Here is a 5,195-nt window from a genome sequence, read left to right as displayed (position 1 = left end):
GTGTTTCTGGACGATGTAGGTGCGGGTCAGCGCCGGGATGATCATCACCACGGCCAGTGCGCACATGCCGCGCCAGTCGATGGTGAACTCGGCCGTGTAGTCGAGCAGCCCGACGGGCAGCGTCTTGGAGTTGACGGAACGGGTCAGCTGCGAGGCCAGCGCGAACTCGTTCCAGCAGGTGAGGAAGGCGAAGATGGCGGCCGAGGCGATGCCGGGACGCGCCAGCGGGAATTCGACCTGCCAGAAGGCCTGCCAGCGCGTGCAGCCGTCGATCTGCGCGGCCTCGGCCAAATCCTTCGGCACCTGGCGGAAAAAGCCGTCGATCAGCCAGATGGTGAAGGGGATGTTCAGCGCCACATAGGCGAGGATCATGCCGAAATGCGTGTCGATGATGCCGAGCCGCGCATAGACGAAGAAGAGCGGCAGCGACATGGCGATGCCGGGCACGGTACGGGTCAGCATCAGGCCGAGGAACATGCCCGACTTGCCACGGAAGCGATAGCGCGCGAAGGCGTAGCCGCCGGCCATGCCAATGGCGACTGCGATCACCGTCGAGGTGACCGAGATGATCAGCGAGTTGCGGAAATAGTCGAGCACCGGAATGCCGCCTTTGCCGATGCCGCTGAACATGGCGACATAGGCGTCGAAGGACAGCTCTTGCGGGATCCAGACCGGCGGCTTGGCCATGATCTCGACTGTGGGCCTGAGCGACGACAGCACGATCCAGATGCCCGGCAGGCAGATCAGCAGCATGGCCAGGAACAGGCCGACACGATGCGCCACGGTCAGCGTGCGGCGGATCAGCCGGGCGGAGGCGTTCTCGTCCATCATCACCACTCCGCGCCGATCTGCGCGCGCGCCGCGGCGAGCTTGTTGTAGAAATACACCGTGAAGGCGATCGACAGCAGGATCGAGAAATAGGCCATGGCGTTGGCCAGCCCCATGCGCGCGTCGCTGTAGGCGGTGCGCCCGACCAGCGTCCACAACAGCTCGGTGCGACCGGCCGGGCCGCCATCAGTCATGATCTTGACGATGTCATAGGCGCGCGCGACGTCGAGCGAACGGATCGTCATGGCGATGTAGGCGAAGGGCATGACGAAAGGCCAGGTCACATAGCGGAAGGTCTGCCAGGGCGTGCAGCCGTCGACGCGGGCCGCCTCGATCGGTTCCTTGGGCATGGCGAGCAGACCGGCCAGGATCAGGATGGCGAAGATCGAGGTCGACGACCAGACTTCGGCAATGGTGATGGCGGTGAATGCGAGGTGGCTTTCGATCAGCCACGGAATGGCGTCTTGGGTGATGCCCAGCGACTGCAGCGCGTTATTCACCAGGCCGATATTGTCGTTGAACATGAATTTGAACTGGAAGCCGACCAGGATCGGCGAGAACATCATCGGGAACATCATCAGCGTGCGCAGGATGCGCTGGCCGCGCGTCGCCTTCTCGACCAGCATGGCCAGGCCGAGGCCGAGCAGCATTTCGAGATTGAGCGCGACGGTGAGCAACAGAACGGTGCGACCGAACGCCCACCAGAAGTCCGGATTGCTGAGGATCGAGATATAATTCCGCAAGCCGATCAGCACGAAGAAGGTCTCGGGCCGGGTCAGGCGGAAGGGCGTGAAGCTGGAATAGAGCGACAAAAGCAGCGGCACGAGCACCACCGCCGCCAGCACGACGAAGGCCGGCAGCAGCAGGAGAATCGGCGCGGATGGCTTTAAGCCCTTCATCGGGATCCTGTCAGCGAGGTGATGTGATCCAGCCGCGGGCGATACCGAGGATGGCGTGTTTTGCGAGACTACGCGGCCGCCTCCCCGGGTTTGCGGGGAGGCGGTTGCGGGATGCGGCTGCCTAGAGCTTGCCCGCGTCCTGGAGGATTTGCGTTGCCTTGGCGGCAGCGTCGTCGAGCGCCTGCTTCGACGTCTTGTCGCCGAGGATGGCGGCCTGCAGTTCGGGATAGACGGCGTTGGATATCTCGATCCATTCCGGCGTCTGCGGCACCGGGAAGGCGTTCTTGGCGGCTTCCTGGAAGGCCTGCAGCACTTCGGTCTTGTAGGGATCGGACTTAGCCTGCTCGAGATCCCATTCCCAAACCTTGGTTCGGGTGGGCAGCGGGCCGGCCGCGGCTTCCAGCTTCTGGCTATCTTCATTGGTCAGCCACCAGACCAGCGAGGCGGCGGCTTCCTTGTTGGCGCAGTTCTCGGTCACCGAGAAGCCATGCGCGCCGGACCAGCCGGAACGCTTGCCGGACGAGCCCTTGGGCTGGACCTTGACGCCGACATTGCCGGCCACCTTGGACGACTTCGGATCATTGAAGAAACCGGCCCAGCCCGGCCAATCGAGGTTGATCGCCACGGTGCCGGAAGCAAAGCCCTGACCGAGATCGTCCCACAGATAGTTGGTGGTGCCGGCCGGCACCGCCTTGGCCTTGTAGAGGTTGACGAACCAGTCTAGCGCCTTGACGCCGGCCTCGGAGTTGAAGGCGGGCTTGCCGTCCTTGTCGAGATATTCGCCGCCATCGGCAACCACCATCTCGTAGAAGCGGCCGTTGATCGCCTCTTCCTTGCCGGCATATTGCGTGCCGTAGAAGTCAGGCGGGCTGGCGAAGAATTCGGCCTGCTGCGCCATCTCGTCGAACGTGTCCGGCGGAGCGAGCTCCTCGCCGTATTTGTCCTTGTAGGCCTTCTTCTTGGCTTCGTCCTGGTAGAGGCTCTTCTGGTAGTAGAGCGCCGAGACGTCGAACTGGGCGCGCGGCAGCATCACCAGCTTGTCGTCCAGCGTGCCGGCGGCGATGTTGGCTGGCACGAAGGCGTCGATCTCTTCCTTCGGCAGCAGCTTGGCGAGATCGGTGTAGATGCCCGGATATTGCGGCGCGAACGAGGTGTGGTTGGAGCCGACGCACCAGGTGATCGAGTTGGAGGCAATGTCCGACTTGATCTCCTTGTCGAGGTCGAAGTGGTTCTTCTTCGACAGGATGTTGACCTTGGCGCCGGTCAGCTTCTCCCATTCGGGAATGCGCTCGTAGAGCTTCTCATATTGTTGCCCGCCGATCAGCTTCGCGTCGATCGTCACGCCCGGAAATTTGCCGGGCAGATCGGCTGAAAACGCCGTGCCGCTCAGCAGCAAGCCGGCCAGGCCGGCGGAAACGCCTGAAAGCAGTCTCATCATGTTCTCTCCTCCCACGAGCTCGCGGCGACGGCCGGCCGGATGCGCAGCCGATCGCTTAAACTTCATTCATATGCAAATAGCATTTTCATTGCCGGGTCAAGACGAATGTGCTTTCAGCGGAACGAACTTCATGCATATATGCAGATCGAAATTCACTGGAGGGGCAGGTGGCCGACGAAGAAGACGGGGACCGCTACCGCGCGCCGGCGCTGGACAAGGGGCTGGACATCCTCGAGCTGCTGGCGAGCGTGGACGGCGGGCTGACCCAGGCGGAGATCGCCAAGCGGCTCGACCGCAGCCCGAACGAGTTCTACCGCATGCTCGACCGCCTGGTACGGCGCGGCTATGTCACCAAGATCGACGGCGACCGCTATTCGCTAACGCTCAAGCTTTTCGGGCTGGCGCAATTGCACGCGCCGGTGCGGCGGCTGGTGTCCTACGCGACGCCGATCATGCGGGATCTGGCCGAAACCTCGTGGCAGGCCAATCAATTGGTGGTGTTCGACCGCGGCGCCGCCGTGGTCATCGCCCAGCAGGAAGCGCCGCGCTACTGGGGTATCTCGATCCGGGTCGGCTCGCATATCAGCCTGTTCGACACCGGTTCCGGCCATGTGCTGCTTGCCTTCCGCTCGCCGGAGGAGCGCAAGATGATGATCGCCGAGCATTTGCAGAGCACCGATCAGCTCAATTTGACGCCGGAGTTCTTCGCCCGCCTCGACCAGGTGCGCGACCGCGGCTACGAGATGATGGCATCGCTGCAGACCGCCGGCGTCTACAACCTTTCGACGCCGGTGCTCGGACCCGACGGCAGAGCCATCGCGGCGCTGACCATCCCCTACATCACCCTCGTCAACGCCCCCGCGGCGCCGGATATCACGCTGACGATTCGGCACCTGCAGGACGCCGCCGCGAGGTTGTCGCAGCTCGCAGGGTCGGATGTGCCGCAATCGTCGTAATTTCTTATTTGAATAATGGATTTTTAGGCGGGATATTGTCTGGTACAAAGGGAGGAGACGCCGCCATGATCATCGACACGCATCTGCACCTCATCGACCAGGCCGCGCTGCGCTACCCGTGGCTGGCTGGCGTGCCGGCGCTGAACCGCGATTTCTCCTATGAGGAATACGCCACCGACGCGTTGCGTTCCGGCATCGAGGCCGTGCTGCATATGGAGGTCGATGTCGACCCTGCCGATATCGCAGCCGAAACCGCTTACGTGAAGTCGGTCGCCGGCCGGGCCGGGAGCCTGCTTCGCGGAGCGATCGCCGCCTGCCGGCCGGAGGAGGCCGGTTTCGAAGCCTATCTGGAGACGGTCACGGCGGACCCGTTCATCAAGGGTTTCCGCCGCGTGCTGCATGTCGTGCCCGACGATGTCTCGGAAGGGGCGCTGTTTCGCCAGAACGTCAAGCGGCTGGCCGGCACCGGCCTGACCTTCGACCTTGTTGTGCTGCCGCATCAGATCCCGAAGGCGATGGCGCTTGCCGATCTCGCGCCCGACGTCCAGTTCGTCCTCGACCATTGCGGCGTGCCCGACATAAAGGGCAATGCCGAGCATCCGTGGCACGAGCATATGGAAGCGATCGCCAAACGGCCCAACGTCACGGCCAAGATCTCCGGCGTCGTCGCTTATGCCGATCCGGCGACTTGGACCGTCGATACGCTCCGGCCCTATGTCGAGCACACGATAGGCTCGTTCGGCTGGGACCGGGTGATCTGGGGCAGCGACTGGCCGGTCTGCACGCTGGGCGGCGGGCTGGCCACCTGGATCGCCGCCACACACGCGCTGCTGGCCGGCGCGAGCGAGTCGGAGCGGACCCGCCTGCTGTCCGGCAATGCGCGCCGGCTGTGGCGGCTTGGCTGATCGCTTGAGTCAGATTGTCGTCCGCACGTGGCGCTCGCGGCCGTAGAGCGAGACCAGAAGCAGGATGACCAGGCCGAGCGCTGCCTGCACCGTCGATGGGCGGAAGCCGAGGCCGATCAGCAGCGTGTTGATTTCGGTGAGCACCAGCACACCGGCGATGGTGCCGAGA

At 63.7% G+C, this 5,195-nt stretch carries 5 protein-coding genes; 2 read left to right on the top strand and 3 right to left on the bottom strand.

All coding sequences use genetic code 11. From position 1 onward, the window contains the following. From EOA27_RS20665 to EOA27_RS20655, 3 genes are all read right to left on the bottom strand, one after another. Positions 1–828 (bottom strand): carbohydrate ABC transporter permease (locus tag EOA27_RS20665; protein WP_145970443.1); only part of this gene is annotated, 828 nt, incomplete at its 3' end. 2 nt (positions 829–830) lie between these two features. Next, entirely contained in the window at positions 831–1,727 is an 897-nt protein-coding gene (locus EOA27_RS20660) for a sugar ABC transporter permease (protein ID WP_127257031.1), read from the bottom strand. Between the two features lie 121 nt (positions 1,728–1,848). Further along, positions 1,849–3,165 (bottom strand): sugar ABC transporter substrate-binding protein, encoded by a 1,317-nt coding sequence (locus EOA27_RS20655; RefSeq protein ID WP_127257029.1) that lies wholly within the window; start codon positions 3,163–3,165, stop codon positions 1,849–1,851. 167 nt (positions 3,166–3,332) lie between these two features. Between EOA27_RS20655 and EOA27_RS20650 the strand changes: the two genes are divergently transcribed. After that, entirely contained in the window at positions 3,333–4,121 is a 789-nt protein-coding gene (locus tag EOA27_RS20650) for an IclR family transcriptional regulator (protein ID WP_127257027.1), read from the top strand. A 65-nt stretch (positions 4,122–4,186) separates the two neighbouring features. Further along, positions 4,187–5,026 (top strand): amidohydrolase, encoded by an 840-nt coding sequence (locus EOA27_RS20645; RefSeq protein ID WP_127257025.1) that lies wholly within the window; start codon positions 4,187–4,189, stop codon positions 5,024–5,026. The last annotated feature ends 169 nt before the right edge of the window (positions 5,027–5,195 follow it).

The sequence above is a fragment of the Mesorhizobium sp. M2A.F.Ca.ET.037.01.1.1 genome, from assembly GCF_003998075.1.
Taxonomy (GTDB): Bacteria; Pseudomonadota; Alphaproteobacteria; order Rhizobiales; family Rhizobiaceae; genus Mesorhizobium.
This window is presented reverse-complemented; position numbering and strand designations above follow the sequence as displayed.